At 69.0% G+C, this 16,490-nt stretch carries 24 protein-coding genes; 3 read left to right on the top strand and 21 right to left on the bottom strand.

Going from position 1 to position 16,490, the window contains the following annotated elements:
* Window positions 1-71: 71 nt before the first annotated feature.
* The 10 genes from SBA_RS10340 to SBA_RS10295 all read right to left on the bottom strand — a co-directional run bounded on the left by SBA_RS10340 (window position 72) and on the right by SBA_RS10295 (window position 7,973).
* Window positions 72-569: a DUF2793 domain-containing protein gene (locus tag SBA_RS10340; protein WP_224545741.1), complete on the bottom strand. Its 498-nt coding sequence runs from the start codon at window positions 567-569 to the stop codon at window positions 72-74.
* Between the two features lie 30 nt (window positions 570-599).
* Window positions 600-1,202 carry a GTA baseplate fiber-binding domain-containing protein gene (locus SBA_RS25370; protein WP_261934356.1) on the bottom strand — a complete coding sequence of 201 codons (603 nt, stop codon included), beginning with the start codon at window positions 1,200-1,202 and terminating at the stop codon, window positions 600-602.
* Window positions 1,084-2,787, bottom strand: coding sequence for a phage tail protein (locus SBA_RS10330; RefSeq protein ID WP_261934355.1), 1,704 nt, complete (start codon window positions 2,785-2,787; stop codon window positions 1,084-1,086). The genes SBA_RS25370 and SBA_RS10330 overlap by 119 nt, the downstream gene beginning before the upstream one ends.
* A 54-nt stretch (window positions 2,788-2,841) precedes the next feature.
* Window positions 2,842-3,210 (bottom strand): C40 family peptidase, encoded by a 369-nt coding sequence (locus tag SBA_RS10325; protein ID WP_261934354.1) that lies wholly within the window; start codon window positions 3,208-3,210, stop codon window positions 2,842-2,844.
* Window positions 3,207-4,046, bottom strand: coding sequence for a DUF2163 domain-containing protein (locus SBA_RS10320; protein WP_261934353.1), 840 nt, complete (start codon window positions 4,044-4,046; stop codon window positions 3,207-3,209). Before SBA_RS10320 ends, SBA_RS10325 begins: the two co-directional genes overlap by 4 nt.
* Entirely contained in the window at window positions 4,043-6,373 is a 2,331-nt protein-coding gene (locus SBA_RS10315; RefSeq protein WP_261934352.1) for a DUF2460 domain-containing protein, read from the bottom strand. Before SBA_RS10315 ends, SBA_RS10320 begins: the two co-directional genes overlap by 4 nt.
* A complete protein-coding gene (locus tag SBA_RS10310) occupies window positions 6,373-6,936 on the bottom strand; it encodes a tail tape measure protein (protein WP_224545737.1) in 564 nt (187 codons plus the stop codon). The genes SBA_RS10315 and SBA_RS10310 overlap by 1 nt, the downstream gene beginning before the upstream one ends.
* Before the next feature lie 112 nt (window positions 6,937-7,048).
* Window positions 7,049-7,246, bottom strand: a complete 198-nt coding sequence (locus SBA_RS10305; RefSeq protein WP_224545736.1) for a phage tail assembly chaperone — start codon at window positions 7,244-7,246, stop codon at window positions 7,049-7,051.
* Complete coding sequence (locus SBA_RS10300; RefSeq protein WP_261934351.1) at window positions 7,243-7,569, bottom strand: gene transfer agent family protein; 327 nt, start codon at window positions 7,567-7,569, stop codon at window positions 7,243-7,245. The genes SBA_RS10305 and SBA_RS10300 overlap by 4 nt, the downstream gene beginning before the upstream one ends.
* Entirely contained in the window at window positions 7,566-7,973 is a 408-nt protein-coding gene (locus SBA_RS10295) for a phage major tail protein, TP901-1 family (RefSeq protein WP_184265749.1), read from the bottom strand. The genes SBA_RS10300 and SBA_RS10295 overlap by 4 nt, the downstream gene beginning before the upstream one ends.
* Before the next feature lie 136 nt (window positions 7,974-8,109).
* Here SBA_RS10295 and SBA_RS10290 point away from each other — a divergent pair, with 136 nt between their 5' ends.
* Window positions 8,110-8,433 (top strand): hypothetical protein, encoded by a 324-nt coding sequence (locus tag SBA_RS10290; protein ID WP_261934350.1) that lies wholly within the window; start codon window positions 8,110-8,112, stop codon window positions 8,431-8,433.
* An 18-nt stretch (window positions 8,434-8,451) separates the two neighbouring features.
* Here the strand turns inward: SBA_RS10290 and SBA_RS10285 are convergent, their stop codons facing one another.
* The 10 genes from SBA_RS10285 to SBA_RS10240 form a co-directional block, all read right to left on the bottom strand.
* Window positions 8,452-8,856, bottom strand: a complete 405-nt coding sequence (locus SBA_RS10285; RefSeq protein WP_261934349.1) for a DUF3168 domain-containing protein — start codon at window positions 8,854-8,856, stop codon at window positions 8,452-8,454.
* Window positions 8,853-9,044, bottom strand: a complete 192-nt coding sequence (locus tag SBA_RS10280; protein WP_261934348.1) for a hypothetical protein — start codon at window positions 9,042-9,044, stop codon at window positions 8,853-8,855. Before SBA_RS10280 ends, SBA_RS10285 begins: the two co-directional genes overlap by 4 nt.
* Window positions 9,041-9,574 (bottom strand): head-tail connector protein, encoded by a 534-nt coding sequence (locus SBA_RS10275; RefSeq protein WP_261934347.1) that lies wholly within the window; start codon window positions 9,572-9,574, stop codon window positions 9,041-9,043. The genes SBA_RS10280 and SBA_RS10275 overlap by 4 nt, the downstream gene beginning before the upstream one ends.
* 2 nt (window positions 9,575-9,576) lie before the next feature.
* Entirely contained in the window at window positions 9,577-9,855 is a 279-nt protein-coding gene (locus SBA_RS10270; protein ID WP_224545728.1) for a phage fiber-tail adaptor protein, read from the bottom strand.
* Complete coding sequence (locus tag SBA_RS10265) at window positions 9,852-10,037, bottom strand: hypothetical protein (RefSeq protein WP_224545727.1); 186 nt, start codon at window positions 10,035-10,037, stop codon at window positions 9,852-9,854. The genes SBA_RS10270 and SBA_RS10265 overlap by 4 nt, the downstream gene beginning before the upstream one ends.
* Complete coding sequence (locus SBA_RS10260; protein ID WP_261934346.1) at window positions 10,000-11,991, bottom strand: tail fiber domain-containing protein; 1,992 nt, start codon at window positions 11,989-11,991, stop codon at window positions 10,000-10,002. Before SBA_RS10260 ends, SBA_RS10265 begins: the two co-directional genes overlap by 38 nt.
* A gap of 138 nt (window positions 11,992-12,129) precedes the next feature.
* The gene (locus SBA_RS10255; protein ID WP_261934345.1) at window positions 12,130-13,257 is read right to left on the bottom strand and encodes a phage major capsid protein; all 1,128 of its coding nucleotides are present in this window, start codon (window positions 13,255-13,257) and stop codon (window positions 12,130-12,132) included.
* 146 nt (window positions 13,258-13,403) lie between these two features.
* Complete coding sequence (locus SBA_RS10250) at window positions 13,404-13,928, bottom strand: hypothetical protein (protein ID WP_261934344.1); 525 nt, start codon at window positions 13,926-13,928, stop codon at window positions 13,404-13,406.
* A gap of 254 nt (window positions 13,929-14,182) precedes the next feature.
* Window positions 14,183-14,587, bottom strand: a complete 405-nt coding sequence (locus tag SBA_RS10245) for an HK97 family phage prohead protease (protein ID WP_261934343.1) — start codon at window positions 14,585-14,587, stop codon at window positions 14,183-14,185.
* On the bottom strand, window positions 14,584-14,916 hold the full coding sequence (locus tag SBA_RS10240) for a DUF6127 family protein (RefSeq protein WP_261934342.1): 333 nt from the start codon (window positions 14,914-14,916) through the stop codon (window positions 14,584-14,586). Before SBA_RS10240 ends, SBA_RS10245 begins: the two co-directional genes overlap by 4 nt.
* Window positions 14,917-14,962: 46 nt before the next feature.
* Between SBA_RS10240 and SBA_RS10235 the strand changes: the two genes are divergently transcribed.
* Window positions 14,963-15,130 (top strand): hypothetical protein, encoded by a 168-nt coding sequence (locus SBA_RS10235; RefSeq protein WP_224545724.1) that lies wholly within the window; start codon window positions 14,963-14,965, stop codon window positions 15,128-15,130.
* Window positions 15,127-15,267: a hypothetical protein gene (locus SBA_RS10230; protein ID WP_224545723.1), complete on the top strand. Its 141-nt coding sequence runs from the start codon at window positions 15,127-15,129 to the stop codon at window positions 15,265-15,267. The genes SBA_RS10235 and SBA_RS10230 overlap by 4 nt, the downstream gene beginning before the upstream one ends.
* Here the strand turns inward: SBA_RS10230 and SBA_RS10225 are convergent.
* Entirely contained in the window at window positions 15,264-16,391 is a 1,128-nt protein-coding gene (locus SBA_RS10225) for a phage portal protein (protein ID WP_261934341.1), read from the bottom strand. The genes SBA_RS10230 and SBA_RS10225 overlap by 4 nt on opposite strands.
* Between the last annotated feature and the right edge of the window lie 99 nt (window positions 16,392-16,490).

Here is a 16,490-nt window from a genome sequence, read left to right as displayed (position 1 = left end):
GCCAAGCTAATGCGGAGGAATCCTAGACTATTGACGCGGGCCTGCAACAAGAAATGCACAGGCCCGTAATATTAGCTCGCGATCAGGCCATGGCTGCGCAAGGCCGCCAGAATGTCGGCGACCGTAGAGCGCGCCTCGACGTCAATCACGGCGCCACCGCCGGGCGCCGCGATAGCCGCCCTCTGTGGCCCCACCACTCGCTCATCCTCGATAAACAGGCCAGCGCTTCGTATCGCTTCGCTGCGCCACTCTGCCCCATCGAAGAAAAGCGCGTGATCGCGGTCGGCCGCAGCGACCCTGATCCCGCTTCGCGCGGCGACGAAGCGCCACCCGCCCTCCGTCCACAGCGCGATCGATCCCGCCCGTCCGGACCAGTCGCCCGATGCGCCGGCGGCGACGATCCAGCACTGGCCGACCGCCGGCGCACCCGGCGGCGCGCTCAGGTCGGCGCTCTCCACCTGTCCGTGCAGCAGCGCATCGACCAGCGCCAGCGCCTCATTATGCTGGATTTCCTTCTGCGCCTGCCCTGCGAACAGCAGCGGCAGCGCCCAACGCGGCGTTCCGTCCATAACTTTTCTCCTCGATCACCCCATATGCGCTCAGGCGATAAAGCCGATCCGCGCCGCCCGCCCCTGCGCCAGCGTCCCCAACTGGCGCACGTCCGCGGCCAGCGGCCGGCCCGCGGTCCCGTCCGCCGCGATCATCGCCGCCGAATAGAACCAATCCGGCGCGCCGCTTTCCGCGCTGCGCACTACCGTCGCCCCATCCATCACCGCGATGCGATAGCGCTCCGCCTCCTCGCCCAGCGGCACGTCGCCGCCATTGCTCCATCGCCATCCGGCACGGCTACGCCGGACCCAGCCGAACGCCCGCCCGCCATCCTGCGCCCGCACCGTCAGATGCACCGGCGACGGCGGCATCAGCGCCTCCCCGCTGATTACCAGCATCGCCTCCACCGGTTCGACATCGCCCAGCCCGACCGCCGCCAGCCGCAGCGTCGCGCCGACCTCACCCACCGTGCCCAGCGCTGCCAGCGGCTGCACCAACCGCTCTTCCTCGATCAGCAGGAACCGCTCGCCTGCCTCATGCCCGTCCATCGCCCATTCGGTGCCGCGCAGCCCCCGGCGCAAGCCACCCAGCCGATAGCTGGCCGGCCCGGTCCGCACCGCCGTTTCGAACTGCACCAGCTCGCGGCCAACCAAGGCACAGGTTCCGCCCCTGCGCCAGCGTCGCCTCGTCCGCCCCGCCCAGGTCCATATCCACCGCCAGCAACGTCACCATCAGAGGATCGATCAGCGTCGCGCTGCCGCTTGGCAAGGCGGCGTCCGCCATTCCCATGACCGCCCGCGGTGCGCTGCGTCCGATCGGCACCGCCTCCCCGCTCTCGCCCATCACGAACAGCGCCGCGCTGCGCCAGCCTGCGCCCCCGCTCGCCGCTGCGACGAGCAACGGCGCGCTCGCCGCCCCGTCCTGGATCTGCGGCAGGTCGGCCAGCATCAGCGTCGTCGCGCCATGGGGCGCATCCGCCTGCCGCACGATCGCGCCCGAAGACGCCCTGCCGGGCAGCGCCCCGCCCGCGCCCGGCACCCGGCGCAGCGCCAGCCGCACCGCCATCGCTTCCCATTCTCGTTCCTCGATCCGCCACAGGCCCGGCGCATCCGCCACCGTCACCACCGCGCCGGGCGCCAGCGCCAGCGCGCGCCAGTCGCAGCGCAGCGTCATCGTCGCCCGCCCGGTCCAGCCCGCACCCAGCCGCTCCGCCGCCAACGCCCGCGCCGCATCCGCCGCCATCACGGCGGGCAACTCGATCCCCTGCTCCTGCCGTCCCGGCCCCGGCCGCGTCACCCGCTGCACCCCGGCCTGATAGTCGCGCGCGGCATCATAGTGACGTAGGCTCAGCGCCACCGGCACCGCATCGGCCGCCGCGCCCGATCGCTCGACCGGATCGATCGCCTGCCCGTTCACGCGCCGCGCCAGCCCGTCCGCCTCTATCGCGCCATCCGCCGCGCCAGCGGCCGTCAACCGAAGCCCATCCGCCCCCGATTGCAACGCCAGCCCATGCGCCTCGACCAAAGGCGCGATCGCCGCCCGCACATCGCTCCCGCTCCCGGCAAAGCCGTCCACCGCGGCCAGCCCATCGCCCTCCAGCCGCCCCGCGCTCAACACGGCAGCCACCGCGCCGATCGGCACCGGCCCGGCATCGGCCTCCACCTCGAAGGTCAGCGACGGAATGCGATTGCCATAATCGGCCAGCGCCAGATCCTCGAACACCACATAGGCGATCCCGCGATGCGCCGGGGTCAGCCCCACGCCTTCGGCGGCCGCGATCAGCGGATCGACCGCCTGATCCTCACCGCCCGCATGGACGCGGAAAGCCGACAGTTCGGTCTTGAAATCCCCCGCTGCCCCGCGCAGCAGATTGCCGTCCGCCCAGATGCGCCGCACCTGCCCGATCGTCCGGGCCGACAGCGCCACCGCAAAACTCGCCGAATAGGCATAGCTGGTCACGCTCGGCCGCCCCTTGCCGCCGCCGCTCTTGCTCTTCGTCTCCTTCAGGTCGGTCGCCCAGATCACCGTCCCCGCCACCCGCATCGTCCCGAACAGCTTTGGGACTTGCGTGCCATAGCTCGACGTCTGCAATTGCAGGTCGGCAAGCCGCGCGCCCTCGCGTCCCTTGGGCTTGAACAATATCTGATTGTCGATGACATTGCCGATCACCGCGCCGATCGCAGCGCCGATCGGCCCGCCCAGCACGGTCCCCACCGCCGTCAGCACCACCGTCGCCATAATATTAGCCTCCGTTCGTTTCGAGCGCCGTCGAGAAACAATGCGCGCGCGACTTCATGCTGCCCGCCACCACCCGATCACCGGCCATGGCGACGCGCCCGGCATCTCCACCACCCGCCCGATTCCCGCATGGGCATGGATGAACCCCGCCCCGGTTCCGATCATCAGATGCAGTTGCAACGGCCCCGGTCGCACCAGCGCCAGGTCGCCCGGCTCCCCAATCTCCACCGGCCGCAACCCCGCCGCCCGCAGCCAGCCTTCCGCCCGCCCGATATCGCCACTGCGCAGCCCATAGGCGCAATGCGCTTCCCGCCCCATCGCCAGCGCCGCCAGCCCGACGCAATCCAGCCCCGCGCGACCGCGCCCGTGCAGCCGAAACGGCACGCCGACCAGCGCCCGCGCGCGCTCGACTACCCCGCTCATGCGCCGGGATAGCGGGTCAAAAGGTCCATCCCCGGCAAATAGGGTTCTCCACGGAAATTGAGCGCGTTGCCGAACCGCGCCGCACAGGTCGCCAATTGCCGGTCGCACCCTTCGGTCAGCAACGCCAACGTCCCCGCCGTCACCGCAAAGGCCGGCGGATCGGCCAGCACCAGCCCGTCCGCGCCATTGTCGACCACCGCCTGCGTCAGCCCCGCATTGGCCCCGGTCAGCCAGCGCAACGCGCCGAACGCATAGGCTCCCGCCGCCAATCCGCCGACCGCCACATCGACGTCATCGACGCTCCCTACTGCTACGATCCGCCGACGCCCGGCCATATCGACCCGGCACGCCGCGTCGCCCAGCCTTGCCCGGCAATCGGGCGAGGTCGACGGCGTCACCGGCCCGCTCAGCACCGCCGCCGCGCCCAGCAATTCGGCCGTAAACGCCCCGCCCTTGCGCGCCACCGCGCCGATCTCGCCCCGCGCCAGCAACAGCCACAGCGCGCCCGCTTCCTCTCCCAAAGCCTCCCCCAAAACCTCCCACTGCGTCAGCCGCAATTCCAGCGCCGCCCCGTCCCAGCGCCCCGCCATCAGGTCCGCCTCGCCGATCGCATCGCTCGACAGCGCGCCTGCGACATCGCTATCCTCGCCGTCCAGCCCGATCCCGTTGCGCACCGCCGACGGCGTCATCCCCGGCGCGGCGCGATAGGTCAGCCCGCCTATGTCCAGATCCCGGTCATGGCTGGTCAGCCCGATCGTCACCCCGTCCCGCCGCTCGATCCGCCAGCAAAAGGCCAGCGTATTAAGCGGCTGGCTTAGCCTCTCGACATCGCTCATTCGCGTATCTCCACCAGCGGCACCGACGGCGCTTCCCCTGCGGCGAAGGTCGCCCGGTTGATATCCAGCCGGTCCTCGGCAAAGCGCACCGGCACGTCGAAACGATAACCAGCGCTCAGCACCACACCGGCATCGGGCGCGTCATCGAACGCGATCACGCCCAGCCCCGCATGGCTCCACCCCTCGGTCAGTTCGACCCCGTCGGCCGCCACCCTGATGCTCCCCGCCACCGGCCGGGTGATGACCCGTGCCTGCGCCTCCTCGCCCACGCCATAATGGCGCATCAACTGGAACGTCGCCCGCACCCCGTCGCCGATCCCCAGCCGCTGGTCGATCGGCAAAGGCGCGACACCCGGCGCGCCGCTGCGATCGTCATAGGGATCGGTGAAGCGGAACCCCCGCGCCGCCCCGCGCCGCGCCCGAAAGAAAGCGATCAGCGCGGCGATATCCGCCTCGGATCGTACCCCCGGCCCGGCGTCGAACGACAGGCGCGCATCGGCCCAGTCGCTGCTGCGCCGCTCATGGCCGGACGGGCTTTCGACGATCTGCGTCGAAAAGGCCGGCGACAGGCTCGCCTCCCGCCCGATGGCGAACGGAAACACTATATCGTCAAAGGCTTGCACATCATCCTCCCCATCGATGCTGAAGCAGGTGAAGCCGTCGCGACAGACTTGCGGCAGCGCCCAGATGAAGGTCTGCGCCGTCCCCCGCGCCACCGCCGCCTGCGCCGCTGCCACGATATCCCGCCATTGCGCCGCCTGTTCGGGCAACAGCACGAAGCCCGACAAATAATGCTGCTCTTCGATCGGATAGCCCAGCCGCGCCGTCGCCAGTTCCACGCCCCGCGCGGTCAGCCCCGGCCGCCCCTCGGTCACCCAGTCATAATCCTCCAGTTGCAGCACATCGAAAGCGGGCGTCGCCCACCCCACCGGCATGTTCGCCCGCTTGGCCTCCGGCGCGCGCGGGTCCAATATGGTCGGCAGATAGGCCAGCAAATGCGTCACTGCCCCCGGCGCTACGGCCTTGACCGCCGCGCACAGCGCCGCCGTCGACGCCGCCAGCAAGGCCCCCGCCGCATCCAGCAACGCGCATTGCGCCGCGTCCAGCGCGCCCCGCACATCCAAGATCGACACCGGACTGCCGCCCAGCGCCGCCCGCGCCGCATCGTCATACAGGCATATCCGCCCGTCGCCCGGCATCACCCACCACCAGGGTTCACCGACCTGAAACAGGATCGGCAAGTCCGCTTCCAACCCGATGGAAACAAAGGCTCCCGCTACCTGCTGCAAATAGCCCATCGCCCCGCCATGGGCCGGCGACAGCAATGTCGATGGCGGCGACCATCCGGTCAGCGCCGGATCGCCATTTTCCGCCCGTTGCTTCCAGTCGTTCCAGCAATGCGCATCGAACAATTCATAGGATAGCGACCAGATGACGCCGAACCCCAGCGCCTTCGCCCGTTCTGCAAAATCCCGGTGCCAGGCCGCGCAGGGCGCATTCAGCACGCCACCCGCCAGACTGACGTAAAGTCCCTCGCCCAGCCGCTCCAGCCGGAAATAATGGCTCATTCCGACATAATGGTTGATCGCCCCGCGATAGCCCAGCGCATGGATCGCGCCCACCACGCGCTCGGGCGTCTGGTTGAAACAATCGTCATAGCCGGTCGCCATCGACAGTCCATGTTCGGGCAGCATCGCGTCGCCGATCGTCAGCATCGATCCCGCCCCGTCGCAGGCGATCTCGCTCAGTTCCGCCCACCCCTCTTGCGGCCCGGCAAAGGGCGTAACGCCCTCGTCATAGCCGGGCGGCACCAGCGAAATGAACATGCGGTCCACATCGCCCGCCCACACCGGATCGCTTTCGTCGGGCAGCAGGTAGCCGCCCGCCAAGCTGGAAAAATCCAGCCTGATGACAGCATCTTCCGGCGTACCATTGGCATAGTTCCACAACCGCACATACCAGGCGCGCGGATGGCCGTATTCGTCCCGCCCCTCGATCGTCAGCGTCGGTCCATGCGTCTCGTCCAATGTCCGCACGCCGCCGCTGCGCCAGCGGAACGACAGCACACAGTCGCGAAAGTCCCGGTCCGTGTCATAGGCCAGCAACGGATGGCTCCACTGGTCCGCCGCATCCCAGATCAGCCCCGCCAGATCGCCCGACCCGTAAAAGACCGCATCCACCCGCAATGCGTCGGGCGCGCTCGTCACCACGCTCGCCATCATCGGCCGCGGGAAATTGACGGTCCAGTGCGTCGCGGCGAAGCGCTTGATCCAGCGCGTCTCCTGTCCCCGCCGCGCATCTGCCAGCCAATGTTCGATCCTGCCCATCAGCCCAGCGCCCCCTTCACTGCCCGCGCCACCTGCCGCGCGCTGCGCGCCAGCAAGCGCGGCTCGCTCTCTCCACCGCGCCCATTGACCGCGATACTCACCCGCACGTCCCGCGCGCCGCCGCCCCCAAAACCACCCTGCGCGACCACCTGTCCGCTGCTCGTCGGCACGAACATCTCCGGTCCGCGCTCGCCGACCATATAGGCCCGCCCCGGCGCCACCGGCCCGCCCGTCGCCCGTCCCGGCAACCCTAATGCCGACGTCAGCAGCGACGCGCCCAAGCTCGCCAGCCCGCCCCCACCGCTCCCGCCGCCCACGGCCGACCGCAAGGCGCTCGCCGCAATCTCGTCCAGCACGCTGACGGCGATCCGGCGCAAATCCTCGAACCCGAACTTGCCGGTCCGCACCGCCCGCATCAGCCCCTGTTCGATCCGCCGCCCGGCCCGGTCCGCCCCATCGCCGAGCGGCCCTTCCAGTCCCGCCCGCATCGCCTCGACATCGCGGCTCAGCCCCTGCGTATCGGCCCGCACCCGCACCACCAGCGTCTCGATTTCCTCGTCCACCAGCGCCTCCCCATAAAAAACAACCTTCTCCCCGTGGGGGAGAAGGATACGAAGCCTCCCCCGGCGAAGCCCGGGCTTAGGCGAAGTTGGAAGAGCGGGACTCACGCCAGACCTAATCCGGCATCGCCCCCATCAACCGCGCCAACTCCCCCCCATCCACGCCGCCGTCCGGTTCCTCCTCGCTCCGCGCCGCGCGCAGCACCGCCGCCAATTCCGCCGGGGTCGCGCGCCAGAACTCGTCCGGCCGCCAGCCCAGCAGCCATCCGGCCACCCCCGCCAGCCGCCCCGCGGCCTCGGCAAAGCGCGTCACTTCCCCGCCAATATCTGCTGCAAAACGGCTTTCAGCACAGGCGTCACCTTTGCCAGCCCGACCGCGACGATCGCCTCGCCCAGCGCCTCGCGGCTCACCGCCTCGCGATCGACCAGGCAATGCCAGAACAAAGCCACCAGGTCGGCCAGCGACAATTTCCCGTCCGCCGCCCGCTCGACCAGATCGAACAACGGCCCCAGTTCCGCCTCCGCCGCCACCAGCGCGCCGAAACTGGGCCGCAGCGCCAGGGTCTCGCCGCCCAGCGCCAGCGCCGCCTCGCCTCTTTCAGGATTTGGCCGCTCCAGGTTCGCCACCCCGCTCATTCGCTCACCACCGCGCCGCTGCTTTCCAGGCTCAGCGCATAGTTGCGCTCGCCATTATAGTCGCCGGCATAGTCCAGCCGCGTGACCAGGAAGCGCCCGCGCATCCGCTCGCCGCTCTCGAAGCTCAGCTCATAATCCTCGATCGTGCCTGACAGCGCATGGTTGCGGATGCGCACTTCCGCCGCAGAGCCGGTGAACAGCCCCGCCGCCGATACGCTGACCGACCGCACGCCCGCCCCCGACAGCAATTCGCGCCAGCCGCCGCTATCCTTGCTGGTGATGTTCACCGCCTCGCCATTTACCGACAACTGGGTGGTCCGCATCCCGGCCACCGTCGCATATGTTGCAGGCATGTTTCCGTCGCCCACTTTCAACAGAAACGCACTTCCCTTTTCGACGCCCATGGCGCATTCTCCAGCCAAGCGACCCCGACGCGGCAAGCACCCTGCCACCGCCCGGAAAATCGCGAAAAAATAAGAGACTCGGATGGCATTCGACCATCCGGTCGCAGCGTGAAGACGCCGCTATGGAGAGGTTTCTATGATTGTTGCCGCTTCGCTCGTGATGATGCTGGCCGCCGCCCCTTCCGCTGACGCCGTCGGCGCGGGGCGCAAGGATTTTTCCAAATGCCTCAGCGCCCAGGTCCAGCCGGCCCTGGAAAAGAAATTGCCGGTCGGCGATTTCCAGGCCGAGATGAAAAAAGCCTGCGCCGACAAGGAAGCCGCGTTCCGCGCCGCCATCGTCGCATCGGACAAGGCCGACAAGATGTCGGACGCCGCCGCCAATAGCGACGCCGACGATCAGATTTCCGAATATGTCGACAAGATCACCGGCGAATATGAAGAAAGCAGCCGTCCGGGCTGACCCCCATCGGGAGGGGCATCACCCCTCCCGCGCTGCCCGCAACCGATAGTCGATCACCGCCCGCCATCCCGCGGGCGGCTTTCCTTGGTCGCGCGCGACGCGCGACCGGACCAGCCGCGCGCTGACGACGCGCCACCCGTCCTGCACCTGTGCCTGGCCGATCGCCGGATCGATCCGCCCGATCAAATCCGCCAGCCGCGCCGGCGTCTCATTCGCGATCCGCAAGCCTATGGTCAGCCGCAATTCGCGTCCCTCGACATCCTTGCCGCCCCAGTCCGCGCCGATACACTCGCCGACATGGCCATAGGGCGCGCTCGCCCGTCCCGGCTCGCCGTCATACAGGCCGTTCAGCCCGTCCATCAACGCGCCGTCCGCCCGCAAAGCGGCGATCACCGCCGCGCGTACCGCCACTTCCGCGCTCATAACCCGTCCCTCCCCGCATCCCGCAGCGCCAGATCGCGCCACCATCGCCGCGCCAGTCCCGGCGCGGACGCCCGCACCGCGTCGCCGTCGATCACCGCCGCCACGCCGACCTCTTCCAGCGCTGCGAGTATCCGCGCCCGCCGGTGCGCCGCTCGCGTCTCGGCCAGCGCGACCAGCCGGGCCCTCATGCCAGCCGCATCCGCCGGAACGGCCGCCACAGCGCGCTCACCACGGCCGGCGGCGCGCTTTCACCGCCGCGCGCCACGAAATGCTCTGCCGCCAGCCGCACGATCCCCTGCCGCAGCGCTTCGGGCAGGCCATTCAGTTCCGCCGCCAGCCCCGCCCGGTATCGCACCGCCAGCCGCCGTCCGTCACCGGCGCGGGTCGACCGCACCCACCCGTCGCCCGTCGCATCGATGTCGATCGCATAAGCATCTACCGGCAGCAGTTCGGGCATCCCGTCGGCATTCACCGCCTCGACCGCTTCTATGGCCGCTACCGGCCGCGCCGACAGCCTTTGCCAGCCCCCGTCCCCTGCAACCGTCTCGCGCGCGGCTCGTGCGATCAGCCACTGGCCTATAAACTGCTCGCACAGCGCCGCCGCGCTGCGCAACAGGCCGGCCAGCACCGCGTCCTCCGCGCCCGTCTCGATCCGCAAATAGGCCTTCAGCTCCGCCAGCGATGCCGCCAGCGCCCCGCTTTCGCTCTCTTCCACCATCTTCAGCGCTCCTCCACCCGCATCGTCACCGACCGCTCGTCCACCTGCCCGTCGGACAGGGTGACGCGGTTGGTCAGCCGATAGATGCGCCCCACCACGCCGCCGCCCAGCCGCACCGTGCTGCGCTGCGCCTCGAAGGCGTCAGCTTCCACCATCAGCCCGCCCGCCTCCTCCGGCGTCACCGTCCACAGGCTGGCGACCAGGCTCTGCTCCGCCAGATAGGCGGACCAGTCGATCGCATGATCCACCCGCGCCTGCGGGTCTTTGACATATAGGCTCATCGGACCTTGCTCCCCTTGTCCCGCTCGGGCCGCATCGCCCCGTCCCGCGCGGCGATGCGCGCGGCCTGCCCCGGGCGGATGCCCCAGCGCCACGGTCCCGGCGCCGCCACCCGCACCATGCCCAGCGCGCCCGCGCCGATCGCCTCACCCGCCAGCATGGCCGCCTCCCGCTTCCAGGGCATCCAGACGCGCCGCCAGCCCCGCGATCGCGCGCCGCTGCCACAGCGCTTCCAGCGCCAAACATTCGTCGTAGCGCAGGCCCCAGCGATCCCCGGCGTCGCGCGCCGCACGAACCAGCGTGCCGTCCTCCGCCCGCTCCTCCGGCTCTGCGTCCCAGCTATCGTGGCACAACAGCCCCCATCGCACCGCCGCGCCGTCGCCCAGCCGCGCATCGATAGCATCGCGCACCTGCTGCGCCACCAGCCCCAGATGCCAGCGCGCGGCATCGCCCTTCTCCGCCACCGCCTCGACGAAGCGATAGCGCCGCCAGCCGACCGCGCCCCATGCGTCGATCAATATTGCCTCGACAGACCCGACATCGCATTTGCTCCGCGCGTCGGACGTGTTGATCGTCCCGCTACCGGCATAAATGGTGGACCAGCGGAAGGACGCGCTGCCCCAGCCGGTCATATTGTCCGCAACCGGCCGCCCCGGCCCGGCGAAAGTCGTTTCGACCGACGCGCCGATGGCGCAGATGGTCGCGCTGGCGGACAGGAAAGGCGTGGTCGCCAGGTTGTTGCTGGGGCCGACGGCGAATTTGCTGCCATCGGCATTGCCGAAATAGATGGCGCCGGCCGTCGTCTGCGCGACATAGTCGCAATTGACCGCGCTCCCCGTGCGCACGGCGGAAATCACCGCGGCGCTGGCGCCGCTGCTGGTGACGCTGCCGATCGTCATAGCGCCGGTCGCGCGCGACACGCTTATCGCCGTGCCCAGCAGCGCACCGCTGTCGTCCATGCGGCGCAGGGCGAAGTCGGACCCGGCATTGCTGCCGCCGTTCGCCGTCGCGGTGCGCTCGACCCGCCACATTTCCACGCCCGCCGTGTACAGCGACAGGCTGGCGCTTTGACCGTTCGCCGCATTGATCGCCGCATTGGCCGGACCCGATGCCGGCGCGACGCTCAACGACGCCAGGCTCGCCATCCCGCCGGTGATGGCGACCGCACCCGCGCTCTGGCCCGCCATCGTGCCCAATCCGCTAATGTCCGTGCTGGGGATCGTCGCGCTGGCGCTCAACGCCGCCGCGCCGTTGCCCTTCACATAGCCGGTGAGGCTCGCCACCCCGGTCCCGCCCCGCGCCACCGGCAACTGGCCCGACCAGCCGACGCTGATCGACGTCGCGTTCAGCAGCGCATTCCCCGGCCCGCCGCCCAGGGTCAGCGTGACATTGCTGTCGTCCACCGTGCTGAGCGCGCTGCCCGTGGGAAAGGTGGCCAGCGACCCGTCGCCACGCAGATATTGTGCGCTGGTCCCGCCGGGTGCGAAGGCATGGCTGTGCGTACCCGCCCCCACGCCATTGGTCGATCCCAGCGTGACGCTCGACGGCGTCCCCAGCGTCACGCTGCCCGCCGCCCCGATCGTCGCGAACGCCATGCCGCTGCCCGCCGCCACCGCCGTCACCGTACCGTCCGCGGACGATGTGCCCGCCCCGATATAGGATCGGAACGCCGCGCCGTCGCCCAGAGTCAGCACGCCGCGCCCGAATCCGCTGGTCGCCAGCGCCGCGATCGCGCTCAATTCGCCGTTCGCCGCCTGCTTGCCCGCCAGCGCCGCCGTCAACCCGGCAACCTCGTCCAGCCCATGGTCATGCTCGTTGACCTGCGCGACCCAGCCCGCGTGCAGCGCCAACCCGACATGCTTCTCGCCCGCGACGAAATCCACCGCGCCGCCGCCTGCCGACGATGCCTGTGGCGTGCGTACCAGCCTGCCCTCGCCATCGATCGCGCCGACGCCGGCTTCCCATTGACCGGAATCGGCTACCCCTTGGATGACATAGGGAAAGGTCGCGCCGGGATTGAGCGCCGCGGCAAAGGCGCGATAGCCGGGCAGTGCGCCGCCCAGCGCCAGCGGCCCCTCGCCGCCTGCATGGCACGTCTCGCGCACCAGGTCCGCCATCTCCAGTTCCGTGATCGCCACGCCCACCCCCTCACAAAAAAGGGGCAGCGTCAAAACGCTGCCCCAAAACCGTCTCCCCACGGGGGACAAGGATACGAAGCCTTGGCAGCTTGCTGCCCAGGCAAAGTTGGAAGAGGGGGAACAACGCCCCCTCAATCTTTACGAAGCGGCGAACTTCATCAGCTTGATCGCCTCGCTGTTGGCCACCGCGCCGCCGATCCGCTTGACGGCGTAGAAATGCACGAACGGCTTGTTGCTGAACGGATCGCGCAGGATGCTCGTCTCGCTGCGTTCGGCGATGACATAGCCGGCCTGGAAATTGCCGAAGGCGATCGACAGGCTGTTGGCGGCGATATCGGGCATGTCCTCCGCCTCGACCACCGGATAGCCCAGCAGCGTGGCGGGCTGTCCACCCGCCAACCCCGGCTGCCAGATGAAGGCGCCGTCGGTCGTCTTCATCTTGCGCACCGCCGCCAGCGTGGCGCTGTTCATCACGAAGCTCGCCCCCTGGCGATAAGGCGCGCGCAGGCTCTGGACCAGATCGATCAGCTTGTCCTGCGGGTTCGACGCGGCAAAGGCGCCCGCCGCGCCCGACGCCACATATTGCAGCGATCCGAACGCGCGCACGCTGTCGGCCTCATTTGTGGTGGTATAAGTCAAAAAGCCCTTGGGCTTGTTCGTCCCGTTGCCGTTGACGAAGGCCGCGCCCTCCGCCACCGCAAACTCGCGCCCGATCTCGCTCGCCAGCCAGGCTTCGACATCGAACTGCGCATCGTCCAGCATCGCCTGACTCGCCGCCGGATTGGCGTATAGCTCGCCACTGGGCGGCGCGATCGCGTTGAAGCTCGGCGTCCCCGTCTCGGCCCGCGCGCCGGTCTCGCTGGCCCATCCCGACACGATGCCGCCCGCGCTCACCAGCTTGCGATAGCCCGCAGTCCCGGTGCGCACCACATTGGCGATCGACCGGATCGGCGAAATGGCCTTGAGCGTCGATCCGATCAACTGGTCGATCTCGCGCGGCACCGCATAGCCGCCCGCCGCGCCGGAAGCGCCGGAAAAGCTCTTCAGCTCGACCCCCGCCTCATGACCCTGTCGCAGATAGCGATCGACGAACGCCGCCCGCGCCGGGTCTACCGCCCCGCCCTTCACGCCATCCAGCGCCGGTCGCTGCGCGGCCAGCAAAGCCCCCTTCAGCGCCGCAATCTCCCCCTCCAGTCCATCGATCCGCTCCCCCTGCACCACCGCATCGAACCGCGCTTCCAGTGCGTCCGTCACCTGATCCGTCATGCCCGTCTCCACAAAAAAGGGCGGCCCCGACGGACTGCCCTGCAAAATCCTCGCCCCTTGGGGGAGAGGATACGAAGCCTTACCGGCGCAGCCGGTCAGGCGAAGTTGGAGAGGGGAAAGCTCCCCTCCATCATCCCATCATTGGCTCAGCCGAAATAGAGATACCAAGCCAGTGCCTCCTTGGGAGAAACCACTATTAGCCCTTCACCATGGTTGGAAATCCTATACCAGTTGCCCGGCCCGCGCAGCGCCCGCTGATAGCGGTCGGGCAAGCCCAATCTCTTTCCCTTCTTGGACGCGCACGTCGTTCCATGATGCGCATAAAGCGTAATCCGCTTTCGATCCGGCCCGACATAGGCATATTGACCGTCTTCCATCGGCAATGGCGTTCGATACCAACCAACAGGCAAGTCCCGTCCTTCCACGAAACGCAGGCTCGTTTCTGGCGAAATATGGTAGGCGCCAAAACCGCAGCCATCCCGCAACCCAAAATCTTCGCCAAAGGCTATAATCTCATCCCATTCAACTTCGGGCGGCAACGCACCTCTGGGCGACTCCCATCGTACCCAGCCGCAGAAACCGAGCATGAGGACCAAGGGTAGGATCAACAATATCAGGCAGCCACGCCACATAATGTCGCCCATACTGGTTGGCTGTACGTCCGCGTCCATAGCTACTCCATTTTGCGATCTCGGATTTGGCGGATGGATGTGAAGCGAACATTGTCCCATACCAAGCTACTGATCGCATCCATCCTCCACGCCTCCGACGCCGCCCCGTCCTGCAACTCGACTATAGCGCCGACCCGCTACCGAACGGGCTGCAATGGCTAGGCGTCACCTGAAACCCTTCTCCCTCGGGGGGCAAGAATACGCAGCCTTGCCCGCTCGCGGGCTAGGCGCAGTTGGATGAGGGGACAGCAGCGCTACCCCTCCACCCCAATCACCCGCGCCAGATCCTGCATCGGATGCGTCACCAGACTCACCTCCACCAGTTCCAGCCCCAGCAGTTCGCGCGGCCGTGCGCCCCGCGCCTCGCGCACCCGATATCCGAACGACAGCCCGTCCAGCGCCCCGGCCTTCAGCGCCGCCGCCGCCTCGCGCCCCGCCGCGGTCCGCTGCGACACGCGCCCGATCACCCGCAGCCCGCGCCCATCTTCCCGCGCCGTCTCGATCCGGCCGATCACGCTGCCCGGCCCATGCTGCCACAACAGCGGCACGCCCGCCGCATCGATCGCCCCGAATGCGCCCGCCCGCACCACATCCCCGCCCCGGTCCACCCGATCGAAGATCGCCGCATAGCCGGCAAAGCGTATGTCGCCCGCGCTCATGCCTTGACCAGCCCCAGCAACCCCACCTTCACCGCGATCCCCAGCAGCAGCAGCGCCATCATAATCCGCACCGCCCAGCCGATCACCGCCCCGCGCGCCGCCTTCTTCGCGTCGCGCCAGGCGGACAGCAATTCGCGCAACTCGCGCATATCGCCCTCGGCGCGACGATCCGCCAGTCCCAGCCGCTCCAGCGCCCGTCCCGCGCCCAGCTCGCTCGCCTCCTCGATCAGCGCACGGATCATCACCATGTCCGCCCCGCCCCCCAAACCGCCCGGCGCGCCCTCGGCCTGCGCCACCAGCCGCGCCAGCATGTCGCCATCCTGTTTCATATATCCCGCCTTCCCATGGGGACCGCCCATGCCTATTGGGGCGCGCATGAAACGCACGCCTCGCAAAATTCTGATCCTGTTGGTTCTGGCTGTCCTGGGCGCCGTCGCCTGGCATGTCGGCCTGTTCCGCGCCGGCGATTGCCTGATTCAGGGCGGCCGCTGGAACGGCGAAACCGGCTTCTGCCGCCTCGACAGCCTCGCCCGCCCGTCATGAAGGCGTTCATCCTGACCGCCGGGCTGGTCATGATCGCCGTCACCGCCTGCCTCTGGCAAAGCGACTGGCTCGCCCAGGACCAATGCCTCGACAGCGGCGGGCGATGGTCGCAAACCGTCGCCGCCTGCCAGCGCTAACCGATCCCCAGCATCGCCTTCTTTTCCTCGGCGCTCAGGAAATCCGCCGCCACCACCCGCTCCCACAGCGCCGCGCGCTCGTCCGACAGCGCCGGCACGGCATCCAGGTCCGCCTCGATCCCCAGCCCCGGCCACCAATCGTCCAGCCCCTGGGCCAGCGCCCCGCAAATCTTCGCCACCAGCGGCAATATCGCCTGCCGCCACAGCGCCTTGTTCGCCTCGCGATAATTGGCGTAGCTATTGTCGCCGGGCAGCCCCATCAGCATAGGCGGCACGCCGAAGGCCAGCGCGATCTCCCGCGCCGCCGCCGCCTTCAGCCCCACGAAATCCATCTCCGCCGGGGTCAGGCTCATCGCCTTCCAGCTCAGCCCCCCCTCCAGCAGCATCGGCCGCCCGGCATTGGCCGCACCGGCAAAGGCCACCTCCATCTCGCGCTTCACCCGCTCGAACTGCTCAGGGCTCAGCACCGATCCGTCGCCCGGATCATAGACCATCGCCCCGCTTGGCCGCGCCGCATTGTCGAGTAGCGCCTTGTTCCACACACATGCCGCATTGTGGATCGCCACCGCGCCCGCCGCCGCGCCCACGCAGCCCAGCCCATAATGATCGTCCAGCGGATGCAACGCCTTGATGTGCAGCACGTTGGTCCGCCCCGCGCCGTCTTCGGGCGTCAGCCGCGTCACGCTCTCCCCCACCCGATACAGGTACGCCGCAGGCCATCCGCGCGCATCGGCCTCCACGCTCACCCGTTCGGGCCGCAGCGCGAACAGCTCGGCCGGCATCCCGTCCGCCCCGGCCATCAGCTGCACATAGGCATTGCCGTGCAGCAGCAGGTGGCAGGCCAGCGTCTCGACCAGCCCCTGCCCTGCCGACGCCCGCCCGACCAGCGCCAGCACGCGGCCCGCATTCTCCACCCCGCGCACTTTCAGGGCGCAGGCGCCCGCACCCTCCGACACCAGCCGCATCGCCCGCTGCGCCACCGGATTGCCCATCACCCCCGCCCGCAACTGCGCCTCATAACTGGCCGGCCATTCCCCCAGCGCCACCGCACCCGATCCCCAGGCGCGCGCCAGCACCGGCCGCGCATCGCTCGATGCGGCCGCCTTCGTCCCGAACCATTTCATCGATATGTCCCCAAACGCAAAAACCCTCTCCCCGCCGGGGGAGAGGGCTAGTGAAGGTTGGCGGCAAGGCCGCCTACCGAAACTGTGAGAGGGGGCCTA

This window comes from Sphingomonas bisphenolicum, assembly GCF_024349785.1.
Lineage (GTDB): Bacteria > Pseudomonadota > Alphaproteobacteria > Sphingomonadales > Sphingomonadaceae > Sphingobium > Sphingobium bisphenolicum.
Note: the sequence above shows the minus strand (reverse complement) of the source record. Positions and strands in the feature narration are given on the sequence as shown.

Bases quoted from the DNA above. Each gene is read 5' to 3' on its own strand.
- SBA_RS10235 (WP_224545724.1), top strand. From the start codon at position 14,963: ATGAAACGCACGCCTCGCAAAATTCTGATCCTGTTGGTTCTGGCTGTC.
- SBA_RS10295 (WP_184265749.1), bottom strand. From the start codon at position 7,973: ATGGGCGTCGAAAAGGGAAGTGCGTTTCTGTTGAAAGTGGGCGACGGA.
- SBA_RS10320 (WP_261934353.1), bottom strand. From the start codon at position 4,046: ATGAGCGATGTCGAGAGGCTAAGCCAGCCGCTTAATACGCTGGCCTTT.
- SBA_RS10300 (WP_261934351.1), bottom strand. From the start codon at position 7,569: ATGAGCGGGGTGGCGAACCTGGAGCGGCCAAATCCTGAAAGAGGCGAG.
- SBA_RS10270 (WP_224545728.1), bottom strand. From the start codon at position 9,855: ATGAGCCTATATGTCAAAGACCCGCAGGCGCGGGTGGATCATGCGATC.
- SBA_RS10315 (WP_261934352.1), bottom strand. From the start codon at position 6,373: ATGGGCAGGATCGAACATTGGCTGGCAGATGCGCGGCGGGGACAGGAG.
- SBA_RS10250 (WP_261934344.1), bottom strand. From the start codon at position 13,928: ATGGACGCGGACGTACAGCCAACCAGTATGGGCGACATTATGTGGCGT.
- SBA_RS10240 (WP_261934342.1), bottom strand. From the start codon at position 14,916: ATGAAACAGGATGGCGACATGCTGGCGCGGCTGGTGGCGCAGGCCGAG.
- SBA_RS10280 (WP_261934348.1), bottom strand. From the start codon at position 9,044: ATGAGGGCCCGGCTGGTCGCGCTGGCCGAGACGCGAGCGGCGCACCGG.
- SBA_RS10325 (WP_261934354.1), bottom strand. From the start codon at position 3,210: ATGAGCGGGGTAGTCGAGCGCGCGCGGGCGCTGGTCGGCGTGCCGTTT.
- SBA_RS10230 (WP_224545723.1), top strand. From the start codon at position 15,127: ATGAAGGCGTTCATCCTGACCGCCGGGCTGGTCATGATCGCCGTCACC.
- SBA_RS10340 (WP_224545741.1), bottom strand. From the start codon at position 569: ATGGACGGAACGCCGCGTTGGGCGCTGCCGCTGCTGTTCGCAGGGCAG.
- SBA_RS10275 (WP_261934347.1), bottom strand. From the start codon at position 9,574: ATGGTGGAAGAGAGCGAAAGCGGGGCGCTGGCGGCATCGCTGGCGGAG.
- SBA_RS10285 (WP_261934349.1), bottom strand. From the start codon at position 8,856: ATGAGCGCGGAAGTGGCGGTACGCGCGGCGGTGATCGCCGCTTTGCGG.
- SBA_RS10225 (WP_261934341.1), bottom strand. From the start codon at position 16,391: ATGAAATGGTTCGGGACGAAGGCGGCCGCATCGAGCGATGCGCGGCCG.
- SBA_RS10330 (WP_261934355.1), bottom strand. From the start codon at position 2,787: ATGGCGACGGTGGTGCTGACGGCGGTGGGGACCGTGCTGGGCGGGCCG.
- SBA_RS10245 (WP_261934343.1), bottom strand. From the start codon at position 14,587: ATGAGCGCGGGCGACATACGCTTTGCCGGCTATGCGGCGATCTTCGAT.
- SBA_RS10265 (WP_224545727.1), bottom strand. From the start codon at position 10,037: ATGCCCTGGAAGCGGGAGGCGGCCATGCTGGCGGGTGAGGCGATCGGC.
- SBA_RS10290 (WP_261934350.1), top strand. From the start codon at position 8,110: ATGATTGTTGCCGCTTCGCTCGTGATGATGCTGGCCGCCGCCCCTTCC.
- SBA_RS10255 (WP_261934345.1), bottom strand. From the start codon at position 13,257: ATGACGGATCAGGTGACGGACGCACTGGAAGCGCGGTTCGATGCGGTG.